Source organism: Campylobacter sp. W0014, assembly GCF_020135975.1.
GTDB lineage: Bacteria > Campylobacterota > Campylobacteria > Campylobacterales > Campylobacteraceae > Campylobacter_D.
In genome coordinates this window covers 1-19,732 of sequence record NZ_JACHTR010000027.1, presented here as the reverse complement: position 1 = coordinate 19,732, position 19,732 = coordinate 1, and the positions used below count along the sequence as shown (strand labels likewise).

Annotated in this window: 17 protein-coding genes; 4 read left to right on the top strand and 13 right to left on the bottom strand. The window is 27.6% G+C overall.

What is annotated here, in order from left to right:
* Positions 1 to 29 precede the first annotated feature (29 nt).
* The 11 genes from H2277_RS07775 to H2277_RS07725 all read right to left on the bottom strand — a co-directional run bounded on the left by H2277_RS07775 (position 30) and on the right by H2277_RS07725 (position 15,088).
* Positions 30 to 1,886 carry a hypothetical protein gene (locus tag H2277_RS07775; protein ID WP_337201767.1) on the bottom strand — a complete coding sequence of 619 codons (1,857 nt, stop codon included), beginning with the start codon at positions 1,884 to 1,886 and terminating at the stop codon, positions 30 to 32.
* Positions 1,886 to 3,151, bottom strand: coding sequence for a hypothetical protein (locus H2277_RS07770; protein WP_337201766.1), 1,266 nt, complete (start codon positions 3,149 to 3,151; stop codon positions 1,886 to 1,888). The genes H2277_RS07775 and H2277_RS07770 overlap by 1 nt, the downstream gene beginning before the upstream one ends.
* An 18-nt stretch (positions 3,152 to 3,169) precedes the next feature.
* Positions 3,170 to 7,861 carry a CDP-glycerol glycerophosphotransferase family protein gene (locus H2277_RS07765; protein WP_337201765.1) on the bottom strand — a complete coding sequence of 1,564 codons (4,692 nt, stop codon included), beginning with the start codon at positions 7,859 to 7,861 and terminating at the stop codon, positions 3,170 to 3,172.
* Positions 7,862 to 7,886: 25 nt separating this feature from the next.
* Positions 7,887 to 8,720 carry a LicD family protein gene (locus tag H2277_RS07760; protein WP_337201763.1) on the bottom strand — a complete coding sequence of 278 codons (834 nt, stop codon included), beginning with the start codon at positions 8,718 to 8,720 and terminating at the stop codon, positions 7,887 to 7,889.
* 326 nt (positions 8,721 to 9,046) lie between these two features.
* Positions 9,047 to 9,436 (bottom strand): adenylyltransferase/cytidyltransferase family protein, encoded by a 390-nt coding sequence (locus H2277_RS07755; RefSeq protein ID WP_337201762.1) that lies wholly within the window; start codon positions 9,434 to 9,436, stop codon positions 9,047 to 9,049.
* A 4-nt stretch (positions 9,437 to 9,440) separates the two neighbouring features.
* Entirely contained in the window at positions 9,441 to 10,388 is a 948-nt protein-coding gene (locus H2277_RS07750; RefSeq protein ID WP_337201761.1) for a KpsF/GutQ family sugar-phosphate isomerase, read from the bottom strand.
* An 11-nt stretch (positions 10,389 to 10,399) separates the two neighbouring features.
* Positions 10,400 to 12,058 (bottom strand): SLBB domain-containing protein, encoded by a 1,659-nt coding sequence (locus H2277_RS07745; RefSeq protein WP_337201759.1) that lies wholly within the window; start codon positions 12,056 to 12,058, stop codon positions 10,400 to 10,402.
* Positions 12,058 to 13,176: a capsule biosynthesis protein gene (locus tag H2277_RS07740; RefSeq protein WP_337201758.1), complete on the bottom strand. Its 1,119-nt coding sequence runs from the start codon at positions 13,174 to 13,176 to the stop codon at positions 12,058 to 12,060. Before H2277_RS07740 ends, H2277_RS07745 begins: the two co-directional genes overlap by 1 nt.
* Positions 13,176 to 13,838, bottom strand: a complete 663-nt coding sequence (locus H2277_RS07735; protein ID WP_337201757.1) for an ABC transporter ATP-binding protein — start codon at positions 13,836 to 13,838, stop codon at positions 13,176 to 13,178. Before H2277_RS07735 ends, H2277_RS07740 begins: the two co-directional genes overlap by 1 nt.
* The gene (locus H2277_RS07730; RefSeq protein ID WP_337201756.1) at positions 13,835 to 14,617 is read right to left on the bottom strand and encodes an ABC transporter permease; all 783 of its coding nucleotides are present in this window, start codon (positions 14,615 to 14,617) and stop codon (positions 13,835 to 13,837) included. The genes H2277_RS07735 and H2277_RS07730 overlap by 4 nt, the downstream gene beginning before the upstream one ends.
* A 51-nt stretch (positions 14,618 to 14,668) precedes the next feature.
* A complete protein-coding gene (locus H2277_RS07725; protein ID WP_337201755.1) occupies positions 14,669 to 15,088 on the bottom strand; it encodes a hypothetical protein in 420 nt (139 codons plus the stop codon).
* 74 nt (positions 15,089 to 15,162) lie between these two features.
* On the opposite strand from H2277_RS07725, the gene ciaI reads away from it, so the two are divergent.
* The 3 genes from ciaI to H2277_RS07710 are packed head-to-tail and all read left to right on the top strand — an operon-like array spanning position 15,163 to position 17,125.
* The gene (gene ciaI / locus H2277_RS07720; RefSeq protein WP_337201754.1) at positions 15,163 to 15,720 is read left to right on the top strand and encodes an intracellular survival protein CiaI; all 558 of its coding nucleotides are present in this window, start codon (positions 15,163 to 15,165) and stop codon (positions 15,718 to 15,720) included.
* Between the two features lie 11 nt (positions 15,721 to 15,731).
* Positions 15,732 to 16,430 (top strand): dUTP diphosphatase, encoded by a 699-nt coding sequence (locus H2277_RS07715; protein ID WP_337196077.1) that lies wholly within the window; start codon positions 15,732 to 15,734, stop codon positions 16,428 to 16,430.
* On the top strand, positions 16,418 to 17,125 hold the full coding sequence (locus tag H2277_RS07710) for an EI24 domain-containing protein (RefSeq protein WP_337201753.1): 708 nt from the start codon (positions 16,418 to 16,420) through the stop codon (positions 17,123 to 17,125). Before H2277_RS07715 ends, H2277_RS07710 begins: the two co-directional genes overlap by 13 nt.
* Here H2277_RS07710 and tilS read toward each other — a convergent pair.
* Together tilS and rimO are read right to left on the bottom strand one after the other, a co-directional pair.
* Entirely contained in the window at positions 17,108 to 18,073 is a 966-nt protein-coding gene (gene tilS / locus H2277_RS07705) for a tRNA lysidine(34) synthetase TilS (protein ID WP_337201752.1), read from the bottom strand. The genes H2277_RS07710 and tilS overlap by 18 nt on opposite strands.
* Positions 18,063 to 19,382 (bottom strand): 30S ribosomal protein S12 methylthiotransferase RimO, encoded by a 1,320-nt coding sequence (gene rimO / locus H2277_RS07700; protein ID WP_337201751.1) that lies wholly within the window; start codon positions 19,380 to 19,382, stop codon positions 18,063 to 18,065. The genes tilS and rimO overlap by 11 nt, the downstream gene beginning before the upstream one ends.
* Before the next feature lie 129 nt (positions 19,383 to 19,511).
* Between rimO and H2277_RS07695 the strand changes: the two genes are divergently transcribed.
* Positions 19,512 to 19,732: glycosyltransferase family 2 protein (locus tag H2277_RS07695; RefSeq protein ID WP_337201750.1), on the top strand; the 221-nt coding region annotated here is incomplete at its 3' end.

Genomic DNA, 19,732 nt, shown 5'->3' with positions numbered 1-19,732 from the left:
AAACTTTCCTTAGTTGGTCTACGAAATTTTTATTTTTCTATTTTTTTAAATTCTTTTTTAAGTTTTATAATATCAAAAATCAATTTAATATATCCGCCTTTATACCAGTTTTTATGAGCTTTAACAATTTCATATCCAATTTTATATCTTAAACTTTTTTTAATTATTCTAGAGCGAGTACTAGTATAACCTAAAATATTTTTATCATTTTTTTTATGCTCTAAAATAGCAAACAAAATGATAAAAGGTATTTTTATACAGCCCATGAAAGTATTGTGATTTTCAACTATAATACTTCCTAGCTTATAAGATAAATGATTATAAAATCTATCATTTAAATGATACAATAATCCTTTTTTTGCGTATTCTTCATATTTTTTTAAAAAAGCACAAGAATCAAATAAGATAGATTTATTTAAAAAATTATTATTTTTACAATCCATTTTTAACTCTTTGTTGAAATTTGGAGGAAAAAACTCTATAGGATAGAAATTTTTTATTGTATTTCCTTTTAAACATATACAATTTAACTTCATCAAAGAACAAAATTGTTGCAGTATATCATGAGCAGAAGAAAAACAAGGAAAATCTTTAAAAAAATTTATTTGTTTATTTAGGAAACCGTATTTCCATAGAGATAGGTAAATTTCCATCGCACTTCTTTTACCTGCAGCAAAATTATCATTTAATCCACCATATAAACCTTCATGGTGTTTTATCATAATATCATTAACATACATTTTTTCAAGATCTTCTAATGAAAATTTAATATTATATTCTAAATCGGGTCTAACTTTAATAATAAAATCATATTGAAAATTGTTTTCTATCTCATGTTTATAAATCATCTTTAATAGCTCATAATTAGCATACCAAATTTTAGAAACATTGGAAAAAAGATTATCGCTATCTATGGCATAACTACTAAGAAATGTTTCTTGATTTTTTATCACAACCTTTTTTATATTTTGAATTCTATATATTTTTTTAACATCTAAAGGGATGTAATATTCTTGATTTAATTTTGAAAAAGTATTTGGAAAATATTTTTTTAAATTATCTTTATGCATTATCTCCTTTGGAACCATTTTCAAAAAATCACTACTAAGTAATCTTTTAGCCCAATGCCCCCCTGAACCATTTAATCCTGGCCATAAAAATTCAGAATCCCATGTAAATAAAAAAACATCTACATTAAAATGAAAACTTGATATAACTTTTTTTAAATTTTCATCCCATTCTTTTCCACGCATTGCTCCACCAATGCATAAAGCAATTTTTTTTGAAGAGTTTAAAGCATTGATATTAAAAACATTTAAATTATAATTTATTAAAAATTTTTCATAATAATTTCTAGCTCCATAATTCATTTGGGTATGAAAACCTTCTTGAAGTATGGTTAATATATTTCTTGAATTATTACAAAAAAAGCTTTTATCAAAGCAAATAAAATAATCTATACTCGTTTTAATAAAAAATGATTTAAAAATAATTAAATTAGTTTTAAACATATATGGAATTAAAGAAAAGATTAAATTCTTATTTAAATCAAAATTGATTATATGTTTAGAAATAATATAATTAATACATAAAAACATATGTTTTTCTTGGTTTTTTATATAGATAAGTATTTCTTCGTCTGTTAATTGATGAATTTTTTTCAAAAAAATACAAAATTCATTAAAATTTCCCAAAAAAGCATCATCCCACCATAATGGCTTGTCATTAAAATCTTGGAATAATAAAATTAATTCTTCAACATCTCCAATTTGATATAAAAAAAATATATACTCTTTTATAAAATTTTCATTTAAAATATTTTTATAAAGTTTTTTAACCAAATCAAAATTCCATTCTGCAAAAGCGTTTATAATTTTTTGCTGCATCAAACATCTTTCTTGAGTTTATTAATTTTAAATAAAAATGTGATCAATCCACCTTTATACCAAGCTTTACAAGCCTTCAAAAAAGATTCTCCAAGTCTATATGTAAAACTATTTTTCTCTTTGATTGCCTCTTTGTAATCGATATAAGTTTTGAAATCTTTCTTATTATATTCAAACTTAAGAATTTTATGAGCCATAACAATAGCCGCTAAAATAAATGGCAATTTAATATAGCCCAAAATAGAATTATATTTTATTAACACCTTTCCTATTTTATAAGATAAATGATTATAAATAACGAATTTAGCGGAATTTGAATTAATAATATAGTCTTTAGATTGCATTAATTTATTCTTCTCTATTTTTCTTTGCAACTGATAAAGCTTTAATTTTTTAATTTCTACATCTTGTTCCAAACAAATTATTTCCATATTTTGTTTTTTTAAAGGAATTGAATTTAAATTTTCTTCCAAAAATAATTTTTCTTGATTCAATTTTGAAATTTTTTTATGCAAATCATCTAAATCAGATTTTTTTATATCGATAAACTGATATTGCTCAATTTGTCTCATTCCAGACCTCCAAGGTCTAAATTCATACTCCCATCTATATTTAATAAAAATATTGTATATTTCTTTATCTTCTAAGTAAGCTCTATGCGGATGCTTTACAGAATCAAAATTACTAAACCATATCAAATCTCCCTCATTAGGCATTCTAGAGTCCAATAATTCAAATCTAAAAGCATTTGAAGAACAAAAATTTGTTTTAGGAGGCAAAGGATACTCTCTAAATACTCCTTCCCAACCATTTTTAGGGTTTCTAATAGGATTATATACTTTAATATATTCATCTATTCTAAAAGGCTTAAAAAACATAATGTCTGGTCTAGTATATAAATGATAATTATATTTTATATTATATTCCTTTCCATATTCTAATTTTAACCGATTCACTTTTTCCAAAGATAGATACATACCAGATAATCCATTTTCTGATTTTGGAGACTCAATAATATATTTTTTAGGCTGATAAATTCCTATAATATTTTCCTTATCGTGAATACCTATTTCCACGCCTGTCAAACCAGGATAAGACAAATGAGAATGTGCACTGCCTGTATCAAATTGATCCCAAGTATGCAAAAATATATCAATTTCCCAGCCATCTTGTTTATTTGGATCTATAATACAACTGAAAAAATTTCTATAAGTTTGTTCATAAGTCCTTAAAGCTCCAAATAAATGCACCGCCAATCTTTTCATATTTATATCTCCTAAATTTTATGAAATATCAACAATATTTTTAATAAAATATTGGATATTAGGATACTTCTTATATAATTTACTCTTTTGAACCATGTCAAAACGTATCTTTTTGTAAATTTTCCCCCTAAACATAGAAAAAGTTTTTGATAACTCATATCTGATATGATTTAAATTTTTATTTAAATAATTTTCAACAACATCATAATTTTTATATTGCAAATTCAAATGAATCCAATGAATTATCCAAGCTGCATTATCAGGATCCTCCTTTATGGCTGATTCTATAAATCTTAAGGATATTTTAAAATCTTTTTTTAATGTTAAAGATAATTGATATAACCTAAAAAAAGCCATTGATTTGTACATAGAATTTAAAGATATCAAATTAATATTTTTTTGCATAATATCATATTGTTGCTCTTCGGAAAAAATCTTATGAAATGAAATATCTTTTTTGCAACCGGAAAAAAAAGATGGACATTGAGAAAATGCTGACTTTTGCAATGAAATTCCTGGAGTATAAATTAAAGAAGCCCTAGAAAGCAAATTCATTTCAAAAAAAGCTCTTTCGGTAATATCCTCAAACCTAGAGGCAAATGCTTCAGCTAATATAAGTTGTGTAGGATTTTTAAAAGCCTTGATCAAAATCTTATCAGCACTAGGATCTTGGCTGAAAATTATAATTTTAGTATTTTTATTTTCTTTTTTTATAATTTCTAATGCAATTTCATAAGGAAAATATTTATCTCCTACAAATCCATATAAAGAAGATTTTTTATAGGTTGAAGAATAAACAATATCAGCACCTCTAATATGTATAGCAACAAAATCCCCTATGCTATCAGCAGTTTCATTGGCGGCTTTAATTATATTTTGATATTTTTTTGAGAAGCCAATTTGTTTATAAATTGTAGCAAAGTCTTTATAACATTCTTCTTCTTGATATCCCTCTATCCAATTACTTAATACACCTCCTTCTATCCCAGGAGCATACCAACCCCAATGCTGCTCAAAAGGACCGTTTTTTATATCTTCAAAAGTTCTTCTTTTTTGAAATATTCCAAATCCGTGATTTGTTGCTATATCTTTTGAATCTATATAATATCTCTGAATAAAATGATAATCAAATATATCCTCTGCTTTGCCCAAGGCAAAAGGAATATGCTTTGCAGAATTAAACATCTCGTGAGTATTTGCTATAACATCTTCTACAAAACCCCATTTAAAATAAAAAGGAAGACCAGTTTTTTTAGATAATACAAGACCAGCCATCAATGCAAACAACCTCATTCCAAATCCATCAGGTTTTGCCATAACAATACATGGAGATTGTATATGCTTATCATCATTATATTCATTTACAGTAATTCCAAAAAGATAATTAAATTTTTCCAAAATAGTCTTATTGTAATAAACATAATCAAAATTATAATGCTTTATAGGATCTTTTAAATACTGTCTTATAGCTTTCGATAAACCATCAACACTTATATCAGCTAATAATCCACCTCTAGAATTTAAAACTGATTTGTTTCCAGTAATATTTGTTGCTATAATAGGCTTTTTTAACACCAATGCTTCGAGAAGAACCATAGGTTGTCCCTCATGCAAAGAACTTAATATAAAACAGTCTGATCTTTGCAGATAAGGATAAGGGTTATTTTTATTACCTAGAAGATATACATTTTTAATTTTATTTTTTAAAAGATATAAGTGCAAATCTTCTTTTAAAGGCCCATCTCCCAAAATAATCAATTTAATATTTTTAATTTCATTATTTACTTTTCTAAAAGCCTCTATAAGAGCCTTTTGGTTTTTTTCCGGAGAAAGTCTAGCAATATTTATAAAAATTTTATCATTTTTGTTAAAAATTTTTTCATCTTCTTTGTGTTCCAATGAAAAACCACTTTTAAATAATATATTTTTATAATCTATAATATTATTCATATAATCAAAGCTATTATGATCGATTTTATAAATATCTGACAAATTGTTTTTATTTAATTCATTTAATTCTTTTGACACAGAAAGTATATGATCAAAATATTTATAAACATTAAAAATTTTTTCAAGATATGGAAATCTTACATCAAATTCCCCTTTCATGTCATTATGAAGATAAATGATTTTTTTAGCTTGAATTTTTGCATAAGCAAATCTATAAACCCAAAGCTCTCCATAACCATCAAAACTAATTAAACAATCAAATTTAGAATCTCCATATAAACATTTAAAATCGCGTTCAAAAATTTTTGAAAAAACCAACTCTTGTTCTTTATTAGCTCTCTTGTTTTTATAAACAGGATTACTAAGTAGCCAATTTTCTTCTTGGGTTTGACTTAAAATATTAGGATTTCCTAAGATATAAACCTTATCTCTTATTTGATTAATATATTTCATGCATGTTGCACTTTTCCTAATTTGCCATGAATCAACAGCAAGATGAATATTATATAAATTTAAATCTAAATAATTTAAAAAATTTACAAAAGAAACACTCATGCCATTATTGCCTAAGCCGCCCGGATAAATCAATAAATTTATTTTACCATTATAATTTTTATATAATTGATTATAATTAAACTGATCAAAAAAGAAAAATTCGACTACTCTCTTGCTTGCCAATCCATCTTCATTTGTTAAAAACATATTTTTAATTTTTTCAGATGTGTAACACTTTTGAAGAGCTATAGGATCTTTTAAAATTTCTAAAACTTCGAAAGAGGTTTTGCAAAAACTAGAAGTTAACATCTCAATATCAAAATATAAACCATGTTGATTTTTATATTCTTCATAATCATATACATAATAAATAATTGGTCTATTTAAAATCATGAAATCAAATATAATTGAAGAATAATCAGAAATTAATATATCAACAATTGAAAGCAGCTCATTTGTATCAATATCTCTTGGAACACTTAATATTTCTTGCTCTTCTAGTTTTTTTTCTAAATTATAATGTCCCCTAAATAAAATATTATATCCAGATTTTTTAAATAAATTTATATCCTCAAGAAGTTTCTCAAAATCCAATTCTGCCTTTTCAAAAGAATTTCTATATGTTGGAGCATATAAAACAGTTTTTACTTGATCATTAATTTTTAATCTCTTTCGTATCTCTCTCTTTCGATCGTTATCCAAATTCAAAGTAGTGTCTATTCTAGGATAACCACTTTCAAGTACAAATCCTTGATAAATATTGGAAATATCATGTTTTTCCAATAAGACATGACTTGTATGACTGTTTGGTGATATAATATGCGTTGATTGTAAAAAATCTTTTTGAGTGATCTCAAATTCCATAAAGCCACGTTTTATATCTTTTCCCAAATGCTTCCAAGGAGTACCATGCCAAGTTGCTAAATATTTTTGTTCCGGTTTCCTTATAAAAAATCTACAAAAGGAACCAGAATTTATTAAATATTTTGCACTTGCTAAATATTTAAAATAAAGTTTAGAAAAACATTTTACAAAAATAATGTTAGTATTTTTTCTGAGTTTAAAAGGGATATGTTCTAAATCATCCAAAACCCAAATATGAGTAAAATGATTAAATCTAGGATCATTTAAAATATAAGAAAAAATAGCATATGGATTGCAAGATACAAATTGAGCCGTATGAGTCTGATACAAAATTACATTCTCTAAAATATCTTCATTGTCATAAAAATCTAAATAGATGGCTCTTTGTCTATAAAATTCATTTTTCATAAAATTTAAATTTTGATCAAAAATATTATTTTGGATTCTATTTATTTGCATAAAAACTTCAGTAGCTTCTTTATAGCATTGCAATATAGATAAACAATGAGCTAATTTATAATAATACTCTGCTCTACAATAAAGATCCCTAGCAACAGCTTCTTTGTAAAAAGCAAGAGCCTCCTTAAAACAACCTTTTCTTTCTAGAACAATTCCTAATCTATAATGATATTCCGAATGATGATAGTTATTATTTAACGCTTCTAGATAATATTTTTCGGCATTATGCCAATCGTAAAGCATTTCAAAACTAAAAGCGATCTTAAAAAATATTTTATCTCGAAATAATTCATCGCAACTATGAAGTTTTTTTAAATAAGCTTTATTAGCCTCATGCCAATAACCCATTTTCTCATGGAAAATACCAATGCCAAAAATATCAGATTTTAACTCTGTGTCAATAAAAATAGCTTTTTCATAGGCCTGAATTGATTCTTTCATCATTCCTGATTTTTCATAGCAAAAACCTAATCTATAATACCATATAGACTCAATAATAATTTTTTGTTGTTCTTGAATTAAAAGTGCTTTTGCATAATAATCTGTTGCTTCTTTATATCTTTTCATCTCTTCGCAAGCAATAGCTAAATCTCTTAAAATAATAAAATTATTCTTATTCCCTTCTGCTATTTCCTGTTTTAATTTATCAATTTCCTTCCACCATAATTTTTGCTCTACAAAAAAACCGAATTTTAAATGATTGTAAACTTGTTTTAATTGTCTTCTCCAGTTAGAATTTTCTTTTAATGAACATGCTTTTTCTAAAAAAAATTTTGCCTCATTCCATTCTTTTAAATGAAAATGACACATCCCTGTTTTAAAGTAAATTTTGGGATTATTTAACTTAGATGCCTTAATAAAATATTTTTTAGATTGTTTATAGTTTTTTTTTCTATAATACAACATGGCAACCAAAAAATATAACCAAGATACATAATTCATATTTTTCCTTTAATAGTATTATAATTTAATAAATTTTAATATCTTTTTTAAATGATAACCTGTAAAGATGCAATCTGTATTCTTCTTTATTATGAATTACTGCATTAGGAGTATCCAAGATATTATCAAAATCCTTTTTTTTTATTTTCCAATCACCATAGTTTTCGCTTAAATAAAGATCATAATCCTTAAAGCCGAAATATTCTTTATTTAAAAACCAATATTTAACTAACTCGAAAGTAGAGTTATACCATTTTACAGCACTACCTAAATGATAGTGCTTATCACCATCTTTATAATGGATAAAAATATCTATAAGTATACCATTAATATGCTTAAGTTTAATTCCACCATTCCATTTTGGATCATGTATATGAAACACGCCATAATGCTCTAAAGCCTCTTTTAATCTATCAGAATAATCTTTTTCCCAAATTCCAACATCAATATCGTAGTCATTTGATACAAAATTTTTATCTCTAATGCAACCTAAAAAAGTACCGCTAACTAAGAAAAAATCTAAATTTAATGATCTAAAAATAAAACTTAAATCTTCTAATGCAACTTTCGCATCGGATTTGGAAAAATATTTTTTTTTATTTTTTATTTTAGAATTTATCTTAAATAATTCTGTAGCCTCTTTTAGATAATTTTCAGCAACTTCATACATATTTATATTAGCGGCAGCCTTAGATATATATTTTTGAATTTCAATTTTTTTACTTGAGTTGATTTTTGTTTTTTTATAGATTGAGTATAAATTCTCCATTTCGCTTAATTCTTTTTGTGTTTCTACCATTTTACCCATAAGCATCCAAATTTTTAAGCGATGGGATTTTTTCTGAAGCTGTTTTATCATATCCCATGCTTCGGTCTTAAAACCAGATAAGTGTAATAAATGTATTTTAAGCAATAAAGCATCTACATTAAATGATTTTTCTTTCTGTAAAAAAATATTGATACTATTTAAAGCCTGTTTGTAATCGGCATAAAAAAAATATAATTCTGCCTGATAATAATATACAATTTTAATATTAATTTTCGTTAAAAAATAACATAATTTAAAAAACAAAAAATGCCTATTCTTGCTTTGCATTAAATAAATTAAGCAAATATTAAAAAAAACTAACAAAAAAGAATTTTTTTTAGTTTCGCGAAAACTTTTGCGTAAAATGCCCTTAAAATTCATACTCTAATTCTTTCGATAATTTCAGTTGTAGAAATGCTTGGAGTCCTTTCAAAGTAAACAACTTTGCAAATATTATTAAAACAATCAAATTTCCCTTTCCAATCATCACCCATAACTAAAATATCAGCTTTATATTTTAAAATATAATCTTTTTTTAGTTCCAAAGATTCTTCTAAAAAAACATTTGATACACATTTTAAAGAAGCTATAATATCCAATCTTTCCTTTTCGCTATAAATAGGATAGCGACTCTTTTTAGCAAAATTTAAAGAATCAGACGAAACACCAACAATCAATCTATCTCCCAAAGAAGCAGCTCTTTGTAAAATTTTTAAATGACCGTAATGAAATAAATCAAAAGTGCCAAAAGTTATAACATTTTTCATTAAATCACACATTTCCTATAGCATAAAGCTGGATGATTCCTACTACTTTACCCTCTTTTCCTACAACAATTTCTTTAATCTTATGTTTTAACATCAATTCTTCAGCTTCGCTTGCCATAGCATCCGCATCGATAACTTTTGGATTGTCACTCATAATCTCTTTTGCTTTAAAATCAAATCTTGGCTTATCACTCATTTTTAAAGCTCGACGTAAATCTCCATCGGTAATAATTCCAACCAACTTCTCATTTTCTATAACAACACAAAGTCCAAGTTTTCCGCTTGTCATCACATTGACAAGATCATTAAATTCAGTATTTGGATGCACGATAGGAAGATTTTTTGAAACCATAAGATCTTTTACCTTTGTCAAAAGCTTACGTCCTAAGCTTCCACCTGGGTGAAAAAGGGCAAAATCATCAGGTTTAAAATTTTTCATTTTCATCAAAACAGCTGCTAAAGCATCACCCATTACTAATGTTGCTGTTGTTGAAGACATAGGGGCAAGCTTAAGAGGACAAGCCTCTTTTTTAACTGAAATATCCAAACAAACATCAGCTTGCTTTGCGAGAGTAGAATTTAAATTACCCGTCATTGCTATAAGAGTAATTTTTCTTCTTTTAATAACAGGGATAATTTTTAAAAGCTCTTCAGTTTCACCTGAATTTGAAATAGCAATTAAAACATCTTCTGGAGTCATCATACCAAGATCGCCATGCAAAGCTTCTCCAGGATGGATAAAAAAGCTAGGAGTTCCCGTACTTGCCAAAGTCGCTGCGATTTTAGCACCTATATGACCTGATTTTCCCATACCGCTAACTATACATCTTCCCTTGGCTTGAAAAATGAATTTAATTGCTTGATTAAATTCTTCATTCAAATGAGAAGCTAAATCAGATATAGACTCAGCTTCTATTTTAAAAACTTCTTTTGCAATTTCAATCGCTTCCATAAAAACAACCTTTAGAGATTTAAGACAACATTTGTTGCAACGGCAATTTGATAAAGAATTTGAGTTAGCATGCTAAAGATTTGCAAATTCTCGCTTTCAACTTTAGGTAAAACTAAAATAGAATCGCCTGGATGCATTGTGATATTTCCATTAAATTTTTCAGCCTTACCATTGCTGCGTATAACTAAAACCTTGGAAGTATCAGCTCTTTCTCCATAGCCTCCAGCAAGATTGATATAATATTTCAAATCTTTACCCTTGTCAAAAACAAAAGCACCTGGTAAAGAGACTTCACCTTGAACGATTACAAGATTATTTTTACTTGGAACATTGATCACATCCCCATCTTCTAAAATCACAGATTTATAAGATTTTGGATTATCAATAACGATTTGCCCCTTAGGTTCAACTTGCTTAGCCCTTTGGATAAATTCAAGAATCAATTTTGCCTGTTCAGCTCTAATAGCAGCACCTTGAGAGGTAACCGAAGTGCTTGTTAAAGCCAAGGTTTCTAGTTCTTTGAGTTGAGCATTGATGAGTTCTTTTTGAGTTTTGGCAACAGATTTTCTAAAAACCTGTAAAGCATTGACATTAGATTGATCGTTAAACATAATAAGTCTTGAAACATCCTCTAAAGTTGTCCCTTTTTTAACCACCAAATTTTTAAGCCCACTATGTTCACCACTTACAGTAATCGTGATATTTTTAGAGATATATTCTGGATTAAATTGCACCTCATCGCCAGTTTGTAATAAAACTTTAGAAAATTGCATTTTATTATAAGCGCTGACATTGAGTTTATGATCCTCTCCATAGCTTTTAACCACAGCATTGGTTACTATAGGTTTTGCTCCTGCTACACGCGCTAAATCACTTAAAGTCTTAATATCATTTGAGAGCTCAAAACGAAAAGGTCTTTGCACATCCCCACTTACAAAGGCATAATTTTGCACATTACCCACTAAAATAACATCTCCGCTTCTAAAAGGAAAAAGATTCATTTGACCCTTAAGCAAAAAATTATATAAGTCTATATTTTTAACCACTTGATTGTTTCTTAAAATTTCAATATCTCTAAAACTTCCATATTCTAAATTAATCCCACCTGCTTTATCAAGATATTGTATCACAGAATCTGAACTTAATCCTTGATAAAGTCCTGGAGAATTTACACTTCCTGTTACAAAAACAGAAACATTTTGATAAGCATTCATATCAGCATAAACAAAAACATTGCTTTTATAAATCCTATTAACATGGGCCTTAATCACGCTCACCAAAGCACTGTTTTTTACGCCCAATAAATTAACAGCACCCACTTTTGGGATGAAAATATTACCTTGAGAATCCACAACAAGTACACGTTCAAATTCAACAGCACCCCAAATTTTTAAACTGATTTGATCACCTACTGCAATCTTATAATCGGGATTATAAACCCTTTGAGTGTAATTTTTAAAATTTCCATTAAAGAGATGCGCGCCAAAAACAGGAATTATATCATCATCCGTTTTTACTGTATTTTCTTGTTGAAACTTGGAATTGCTTATACTTATATTTTTATCTGATATGAAATTAGCATTCTCATTTTCAACCGCAGCAATTTGAGAAACATCCACTGAACCAAAAGCAAAAACAAAAGAAAATAAAAATAAAACAATTTTTTTCATCAATACTTATGCTCCTCTATAATCATTTTAGCAAATTTAATAATGCCATATAATAAAGATAAAACCATAAAAGCTGTTAAAATATCATAAACTCTTTCGGGATATTTTGCACTTTGAGGCATGTCTGGTGTTTGTATAACTACCAATTGTTTAATTTTTCTTAAAGCTTCAACTCTTGAGGTTTCATAAGCCTTTAAAGCTGCCTCGTAAGCTTTTTGTGCAAAATTTGCCTCTATAGTTAAATCCTGAAACTTAGCAATCAAATCATTTAGTTTTTGAGAAGGATTATTAGCTGAAATTTTAGATTTCTCTTTAAATAATTGTTTTTTCAAAGCTACAATTTCTGCCTTTAAAGTTACAATCTCTGGAGCTGCATCATTCATATAACTTTGCAAGCTTAAAAGCTTAGCTTCTTTTTGGGCTAACTTGCTTTCCATTTCATTAACTAATTTAGCTTTACCTTCTGCTTGTTTCAAAGGATCAAAAACCCCATATTTATTTTGAAAAGCAATTAAAGCATTTTGAGCTTTTTTATAACGTTCCTTATATTTTTGAACTTCAACTTCAGCAAAAGCCATTTGCTCCCTTGCTGATTTATGCGAAACTTCATTAATAAATTTTTCACTTTCTTTCATAATAGTTTGTGCAATTAAGTGAGCCGTCTCAGGAGAAAAGCCTTCCACCTCAACTTTTAACAACTTAGTATTTTCATCAGTATATACTTTAACTCTTTTTCTATAATATTTAAGAAATGATTCAAATGAACTAAAATCCCAAATCTTATAAAATAAATCCACATGTTGCTCTTGATAAAGATTTTTTAATTTAATTGTTTTATTTAAAATTTTCAACATATCGCTCGATTCTATATAGCCTCTTAGATAATTTAAATCCTCGCTTGTTGCGGCAGCTGTATTGAGCAAAGATAATACCCCATTTGCTTGAGCTCCATTACCACTAGTTGATTTTACATCTAAAATCATTGTGCTCACATAACGAGGTGCGGCAATAACCGTATAATAAATCACCACAAAAATCATCAAAAACCAAACAATTTTAAAAGAATCAAATATACTTAGATCTTTAATTTTTTTCATAAACGTCTTTTTTTCTTTCATTAAATCTTTCCTTGATAAACCGCTATTCCCTCGTCAACATCATCATAAACAGTTGCTTTTCCATCCTCCATAAAAATAATTTTATCACACCATTCTTTAATTTCGGCAACATCATGCGAAACCATAATTACCTTTGATTGACTTAGTCTCTCCCTATAAAGTTTCACACTTTTTTCCCTAAAAGAAGGATCGCCCACAGCACCTGCTTCATCGATTAAGTAATAATCAAAATCAAAAGCCATACTAAGCCCAAAAGCAATCCTAGCACTCATTCCAGAAGAATAGGTTTTCATCGGTTCGTCAAAAAATTTTCCTATTTCGGCAAAGTCTTCTACAAATTTTACCTTTTCTTGCAAATCTTTTCCTTTGTATCCATAAACTCTTGCTACAAATTTAGCATTATCTCTTGCAGTAAGCGAACCTTGAAAAGCTGCATTTAAACCCAAAGGCCAAGATAATTTTTTATTAGTTATTATTTTACCTCTATCTGGAAGCTCAGATCCACTTAGAAGCCTCATCAAAGTTGATTTACCAGCTCCATTTCTACCCATTAAACCTATACTACAATTTTCAGGAAACTCAAAGGTAAAATCTTTAAAAACATAATGCCTTCCGCCACTGAACAAAGGATAAGATTTAGTAAGATTTAAAAGCTTTATCATTCTTTCCTCATTGCCGCTAAAGCTTGTCTATTATAATAATAAATAAAAAATCCTATGAAAAGAAGGAATATAATCCAAAATATTGCATAAAAATAACTATAATCAATTTTTAAAGGATAATTTTCAAAAAAATTATATTTTAAAAGCTCCATGAGATGAAGTAAAGGATTATAAGAAAATACCTCAAGTAAAACATGGGGTGTAAGCCAAGTTGGAAATAAAATTCCTGAAGTCCAATACAATACTATACTAAAATAACCCAATATAGTTCTTAAAGGTTCAAAAAAATGCCAAATAATAGCAAAACACATTCCTAAAGCAAAAGCCAAAATCATTATTAAAAAAATACAAAAGAAAACCCCGAGTAAATTTACAGGAAAAACATTAAGACCGAAAAACCAACCTGCAACAAAAAGCACAGAAACAAAAATTACAAAATATATACAAAATTCAAGTAAAGTCCTTGCAATAAAAACATGTATAGGTTTAACAGGTTTATAAGCAAATAAACCTAAATTAGCTCCTATACCGTTCATGAGTTGAGTCATTATGCTTCTAAACATAAAAAAAGGCATAATGCCAGAAATTAAGAACATAAAAATAGAAATTCCTTCGGGCATAACTTGATGATGATACTCCCTAATAACTGTTCCTATTATAGTGATCACTAAAATAACAGACATAGGCTCACCCACAACCCAAAGATAGCCCAAATGTCTATTAGCTCCAAATCTGGTTTTTAGCTCTCTAAAAAAAAGTGCATAAATTACATTTAACATTTATTTTTATACCACCAATTTTTACTTAAAGTATAATACTAACTCATTTTGTTAAACAATAAAAGATTTTTTATAAAATTCTATTTTTTTAACAAGACCTAAGGTATTATCCGTTAATTTAACCCAAATGATATCAAGGGCATAAATTTTAGCTTTTTTATCAAATCTAGCAAAAGAAAATTTAGAAAAATATATTTTCTCTTGTTCTTTATTTGCTCTTTTAAATTCGGCTTTAGCTTGAATCCCTTTTAAAAAAGCAATTTTATTTTCTTTGGTAATATTTACAGCAACGCTAGAATTTTTAAAAGCTAATTGAATGTGTTTTGTATTTTCATGAGAAGCAATTATGAAAGCAAGATTTTTTTCATCAAAAGCATAAAAAGCACTAGCGGTATAAACTCCCACATTATCGATCATAGACCATGATAAAAGTTTTTCATTTTTTATAAAATTTAAAATTTTTTCATCCATAATTAAAATTATACTCAACAAAATTTAAAATCAGCCGATATAATATGGCAATAAAAATTAAAAAGGGATTGATTATGCAAATTGATGCGAGTAAAAATCAAAGTTTTTCTATGGACTATACCACTAAAAGTGGTAAGCATTTAAGTCTTTCAATGTATGATAATCAAAGTTTAAATTATAATGATAAAGACGGCAAACAATTAAGCTTAAAACATCAATACGGATTTAGCTTTACTTTTGAAGGTTCCAAATTAACCCAAAATGATATGGATGAAATCAAAAACGCCATGAAAGATGTAGAACCTATGTTAAATAATTTCTTAGCTAATTCAAAAGTAGGAGAATTAAAACCTAAAGAACTTATTCAAACCGCTATGCAAATTGCTGATATTTTACCAACCCCAAAAGATGAAAATCACAAAAATGCTATCGCAAGCAATTTAACCAATAAATTAGATAGCTTATTAAAACAAAATCAAACCAACAATAAAGACGTAAATGCATCTATGCTAGAAGATAGCAAAAAGCTCTTAGATGAAGTTTTAGAGCAAATGAAAAAACAACTTGAAAAACAACAAGAACAAAACAATAAAGAAAATAAAGAAAAAGATGGCTTAAATCTTTACGCTTAAAAGGGCTAAATATGCAAAATGTGCAAATTGTAGAAAATATGCTTAAACTCCAGCAAAAATTAAATGATGAAACCAACGGTATTGGCTGGGAAGAAGGCTACACTAAAGAAGGAAAATTGATCAGTTGGAGACGTTGTATTTATATGGAATGCGCTGAACTCATCGATTCTTTTGCGTGGAAACATTGGAAAAATATTTCAGAACCGACAAATTGGGAAAATGTACGTATAGAAATCGTAGATATTTGGCATTTTATTTTAAGTTTGCTTCTTGAAAATAAAAAACAAGATTTTCACCTTTTTGCTACAGAAATTGCTTCTGTAAGTGTATTTCAAGATTTTTGCAAAGAAGAAAATAAACCGAGCGAAAATCAAAGTGAAATTTATGGCATTTTAAACGATATTGAGCTTATTATCCATAAATGCAGCGGCTTTGACTTTGATTTGGGCGAGTTATTATCTGTTTATTTTACTCTAGCAATTAAATGCGGTCTTAATTTAAATAGTCTTTATCAAATTTACATAGGAAAAAATGTTCTTAACATCTTTAGACAAGATCATGGTTACAAAAATGGCACTTATATAAAAAATTGGAATGGTAAAGAAGATAATGAAGTTTTAAATGAAATTTTAAAAACAGAAATCGATTATGAAAAAATTTATAATCATCTTGAAGAAGAATACAAAAAAGTTTCCCCATGCAAATTTTAAAACTCTCTTTACAAGATTTTTTTTCGCTTAAATTTTTAAAATTCGCTCTTATCCCTCTTGTTTGTAGTCTTTTATTTATGAGTATTTTAGGGATCTTTGGTTTTTCATTTTTAACCAATTATTTTCACTCTTTATTTAGCGTTAGCGAGGATTCTTTTTGGGCTTGGTTTTATGCTTTTCATGTAGTTCAAGTATTGCTTACTGTGATAAGCTTTTTATTTTCAGGCTTTATTGTTGTTTTTGCTTCTGTTTTTCTTGCCCTTTTTATCACCTCTTTTCTAACCCCTTTTATTGTTAAAGAAATCAATAGAAAATATTATCATTATAGCCTTGAAGAAGAAGTTGGCTCTTTTAGAGTATTTTTTGAAATTTTTAAAATATTTATAAAATTTGGCTTATTTTTTATACTTTGTACCTTAGCTTTATTTTTGCCTTTTGTCAATCTTTTTATTTATTATTTTGTTTTTTACTATCTTTTTCATAAATTATTGATCTTAGATGTAACAAGTTCGGTTTTAGATCAGCAAAATTTTAAAAGTTTTAATGCCAAATTTTCTCCTTTTGAGTTTAAATTTAGCACCTTATGTTTTTATGTCCTTTCTTCGGTTCCTTTTTTAGGACTTTTTTTTCAAGTATTTTTTGTGATTTTCTTAACCCATTTAAGCTATCAAAAAATTTTAAAACTTAAAGCTTGAAATTTCGATATTATGATTATAAAGATAAGCTCTTAATAATCTTGGAATTTTAGCTTTTCTACACTCTTCTTTAAATTTTTTTGGAAGTTTTTCGCAAAACTCGTAATTAAAAATAAAAGCTTTATCATCCTTATAAGCTATAGCGATTTTTCCACTGATAACACAATCGCTTTTCAGCATTTGCACTCTTTGTTTGGCACTTGGAACAACCCCTTGAATTTTCAATGCTTTTGCGATCATGCTTTCTTCTTTAGGACAAACTAAAATCCCTTTAAAATTTTGTATTTTTTCAAAATCATAAATTTTTTGCTGATCTTTACTTAGATAATCAAAACTTCTTTTCAAACCTTTAGAAAATTTTTCAACAAAAGAATTAGAAAATTCTTTTCTTATATAGTTTCTAAAGTATTTTACATCATCATTACTTTCATCATTAAAATAAAAAATTGCATTCTCTTTTAAAAAATTTAAAATTTCATTCTTGCTTACACAAAGCAAAGGCCTTATAATGCAATATTTTTCATGCTTTTCAATTTCATTCATTCCTAAAATCTCTGCCAAACCTGCTCCTCGAGAAAGCTGCATTAAAAACCATTCAAATTGATCGTTAAGATGATGAGCTAAAATAAGATGATCGTAAGAATTTTCAAGGCAAATTTGATGGAAAAAATTATAGCGAAAATCCCTAGCTTCTTTTTCAAAATTGCCTTTAAATTTGGGAGCGGTTTTTATAAAAATTTGTTTTTGAAATTTTAAAGCAAGTTTTTTAGCTTCATTTTCTTCTTTATCACTATTTATCCTAGTTTTATAATTAATCAAAGCTAGATCAAATGAAATATCATTTTGCATTAAAAAATAAAAAAGTGCACTTGAATCACTCCCATAAGAAAAAGCGAGTAAATTTTTACCCTTTTTTAATAATTCTAAAATTTCATACTTAATCTGCATCGATTTTTCTTAAAGCCTTAGCGATTAATTTTTTATCCAAGCTTTGAGTGATCTCACACTCATAAATTTGTCCCATTTCCAAATCACCGCACTCACTTTCATTGATAAGAATTTCTCCATCAATTTCCCTATCCCACCTTAAATCTTTTCCTGCGATGAAAAAAGCTCCTTCACTACTTTCCCCAGTGCAAACCACCAAACGCTTTTTGCCCACTTCTTTTTCAAAACTTCCCTCTAAAACCTTATCAATAATTTTTTCGATTTTTTTAAGACGAGCATTGATTGTTTTAAAAGGAATTTGCTCCATATCAAAAGCTGCCGTATCTTCTTCTTTAGAATAAGCAAAAACACTCACTCTATCAAAACCAAAATTTTGGACAAAATCACAAAGCTCTTCAAAATCCCTATCACTCTCTCCAGGATGTCCCACAATAAAACCTGTGCGTAAAAAACTATCAGGCGCATTTTTCATTAAAGTGAGCATTTCTTTAAGTTTTTTTTGCCCAGCCCCACGCTTCATAATTTTAAGCATGGAATCGCTAATATGCTGCAAAGGCATATCAAAATAATTCACAAAAATTTTAGAAGCTATGATGCGTTTGATCAAAGCTTCACTCGCACTCGTTGGATAAAGATATAAAATTCTAGCTGCTCTTACACCCTCTATTTTTTCCACCTCATCGATTAAACGTATAAGCCCATCTTTTTCGCCTTTGTCAAACAAATAAGAACTCGTATCTTGTGCAATAAATGAAAAATCCTTATAACCTTTTTGCACCAAATCCCTAACTTCAGCAACAATGCTTGAAATTTCTCTTGATTTTAACTTGCCTTTAAAGCTTGGTATAGCACAAAATGAACATTTTTGATTACACCCTTCTGCAATTTTTATGAAAGCATGAAAATTAGAACCCGTGATTACTCTTTTTGTGTTTTCATTTTGCAGATACGTCGAAGAGGAAAATAAATTCGTTTTTTTAAGTATCATTTCATCGATTCTTTCATAATCAGCCACGCCAGTAAAAAGATCAACTTCGGGTAATTCCTTCATCAATTCTTCTTGATAACGTTGCATCAAACAGCCTGTAACCACTAAAAGTGAATCTTTTTTTCTTTGCTCGTGTAAATTTAAAATCGCATTAATACTTTCTTTTTTAGCACTTTCTATAAAACCACAAGTATTGACAATCAAAACATCTGCTATACTTGGATCATAACACAATTCATAAGCACTCAGACACCCTAGCATAATCTCGCTATCAACTAAATTTTTATTACAACCTAAAGACATTAGATAAAGTTTTGACATATTTCTCACTTTTTTAAATTTGAATTTTCATTTTTTTTTTTTTGATAAAATAAGTTTTTAAAATTATAACAAAAAATATATTTTAAAAATAAATTATCCCAAATGATTTAACACTAAGGAAAAACAACGATGAAAAATGATAGAACAGTTGGCGTAGTTATACCAATATATAATGTACAAGATTATTTAAAAGAATGTTTAGACAGTGTTATCAATCAAACTTATAAAAATTTACAAGTTGTTTTAGTTAATGATGGAAGTACTGATGAAAATTCATTAAACATTGCCAAAGAATACACTTTAAAAGATGAAAGATTTATTTTATTTGATAGAAAAAACCAAGGTCTTCC

What these genes read in the sequence shown, in the direction of transcription:
- H2277_RS07775 (WP_337201767.1), bottom strand. Translation starts at nt 1,886, where the DNA reads ATGCAGCAAAAAATTATAAACGCTTTTGCAGAATGGAATTTTGATTTG.
- H2277_RS07770 (WP_337201766.1), bottom strand. Translation starts at nt 3,151, where the DNA reads ATGAAAAGATTGGCGGTGCATTTATTTGGAGCTTTAAGGACTTATGAA.
- H2277_RS07765 (WP_337201765.1), bottom strand. Translation starts at nt 7,861, where the DNA reads ATGAATTATGTATCTTGGTTATATTTTTTGGTTGCCATGTTGTATTAT.
- H2277_RS07760 (WP_337201763.1), bottom strand. Translation starts at nt 8,720, where the DNA reads ATGATAAAACAGCTTCAGAAAAAATCCCATCGCTTAAAAATTTGGATG.
- H2277_RS07755 (WP_337201762.1), bottom strand. Translation starts at nt 9,436, where the DNA reads ATGAAAAATGTTATAACTTTTGGCACTTTTGATTTATTTCATTACGGT.
- H2277_RS07750 (WP_337201761.1), bottom strand. Translation starts at nt 10,388, where the DNA reads ATGGAAGCGATTGAAATTGCAAAAGAAGTTTTTAAAATAGAAGCTGAG.
- H2277_RS07745 (WP_337201759.1), bottom strand. Translation starts at nt 12,058, where the DNA reads ATGAAAAAAATTGTTTTATTTTTATTTTCTTTTGTTTTTGCTTTTGGT.
- H2277_RS07740 (WP_337201758.1), bottom strand. Translation starts at nt 13,176, where the DNA reads ATGAAAGAAAAAAAGACGTTTATGAAAAAAATTAAAGATCTAAGTATA.
- H2277_RS07735 (WP_337201757.1), bottom strand. Translation starts at nt 13,838, where the DNA reads ATGATAAAGCTTTTAAATCTTACTAAATCTTATCCTTTGTTCAGTGGC.
- H2277_RS07730 (WP_337201756.1), bottom strand. Translation starts at nt 14,617, where the DNA reads ATGTTAAATGTAATTTATGCACTTTTTTTTAGAGAGCTAAAAACCAGA.
- H2277_RS07725 (WP_337201755.1), bottom strand. Translation starts at nt 15,088, where the DNA reads ATGGATGAAAAAATTTTAAATTTTATAAAAAATGAAAAACTTTTATCA.
- ciaI (WP_337201754.1), top strand. Translation starts at nt 15,163, where the DNA reads ATGCAAATTGATGCGAGTAAAAATCAAAGTTTTTCTATGGACTATACC.
- H2277_RS07715 (WP_337196077.1), top strand. Translation starts at nt 15,732, where the DNA reads ATGCAAAATGTGCAAATTGTAGAAAATATGCTTAAACTCCAGCAAAAA.
- H2277_RS07710 (WP_337201753.1), top strand. Translation starts at nt 16,418, where the DNA reads ATGCAAATTTTAAAACTCTCTTTACAAGATTTTTTTTCGCTTAAATTT.
- tilS (WP_337201752.1), bottom strand. Translation starts at nt 18,073, where the DNA reads ATGCAGATTAAGTATGAAATTTTAGAATTATTAAAAAAGGGTAAAAAT.
- rimO (WP_337201751.1), bottom strand. Translation starts at nt 19,382, where the DNA reads ATGTCAAAACTTTATCTAATGTCTTTAGGTTGTAATAAAAATTTAGTT.